The organism is Veillonella sp. CAG:933, from assembly GCF_000431435.1.
Lineage (GTDB): Bacteria > Bacillota > Negativicutes > Veillonellales > Veillonellaceae > Veillonella_A.
Map to the genome: position 1 here is coordinate 1 of NZ_HF986140.1, position 1,135 is coordinate 1,135.

2 protein-coding genes and 1 pseudogene are annotated in these 1,135 nt (G+C 35.3%); all 3 read left to right on the top strand.

What is annotated here, in order from left to right; all coding sequences use genetic code 11:
• Nucleotides 1-357: pseudogene (locus tag QZL64_RS01705) on the top strand (hypothetical protein); the annotation flags it as partial.
• 1 nt (nt 358) lies between these two features.
• The gene (locus QZL64_RS01710; RefSeq protein ID WP_021840325.1) at nt 359-772 is read left to right on the top strand and encodes a DUF5675 family protein; all 414 of its coding nucleotides are present in this window, start codon (nt 359-361) and stop codon (nt 770-772) included.
• A 107-nt stretch (nt 773-879) separates the two neighbouring features.
• Nucleotides 880-1,135 (top strand): hypothetical protein (locus tag QZL64_RS01715; RefSeq protein WP_296309137.1); only part of this gene is annotated, 256 nt, incomplete at its 3' end.

The following is a 1,135-nucleotide window of genomic DNA, read 5'->3' on the forward strand; positions in this document are numbered from 1 at the left end:
CCTGCTTCTGTTAAATATTGGGCAGATTTATCATCTAATGCAAATGGTGGAGACTTGAAATATTTTGACGGTACCAAGTGGGTTTTGGTAAATAACAAAGCTACTGAAGACATTAGTACTTTAAAACAAGATGTGGAAACTCTTAAAGAATCCAAAGTAGACAAAGTGGAAGGTAAGCAATTATCTACTGAAGATTATACGACAGCTGAAAAATCTAAACTTGCAGGTCTATCTAATTACAACGATAATGAAGTAAGAGAATTGATTTCAGCTTTAAATCTTAGATTGACTACTCTAGAAGGTGATTATGAAGCTTTGGAAGCAAGAGTTGCTGCATTAGAAACGCCAGCTGCATAAAATGGAATTAAAATTAAATAGAATCTTTCTAGGTAGTTCTGCAACCATTGGAGAATTGTATGTTGATGGGGAACACATAGCAGACACTCTTGAAGATAGAGTGAGACCAGAAGGAGAAAAAGTTTATGGTAAAACTGCAATACCTGAAGGTACATATGAAGTTAAATTAACTTATTCACCAAGGTTTAAGAAAATATTACCAGAGATACTAAATGTTCCCAATTTTAGTGGTATTCGCATACATTCTTTGAATAAAGCAGAAGAAAGTGAAGGATGTATTGGTGTTGGTGAATGGAATGGTAAAGATACTAATTGGATATCCAATTCCAGAAAAGCATTCAATAAATTGTTTGCTATTTTACAAGAAGCAGGTGATCGTGGAGAGAAAATAACAATAACAATAAATAACTTGTAAGTATGAAGAAACATTATGCAACGCATGTAGAAGACACTGATAAACTTATAAGTGTGGCGGGCCCTATACTGGAATATAAAACTTGGTATGAACAGTATAAGAAGCTGATGGAAGAACAAGCGCAACGTAAATATGGTCTTTATACCCCTACTTCAGAAGGCGGTGATGATTTTGATCCTTCTTCATTTGATCAGGCATGGACAGTGGTAGGCAAAACCAATGAGGACGAAGATCGGGCTACCATAGCTAACATAACAGGCAATGGTAATGATCTTAAGCTGACCAATTTTGGGTTTGCAGAAGGGAGTGGGTATGGATTGTATGGTGAGAATTATAATGATGATAGATGGATTAAATCTACTA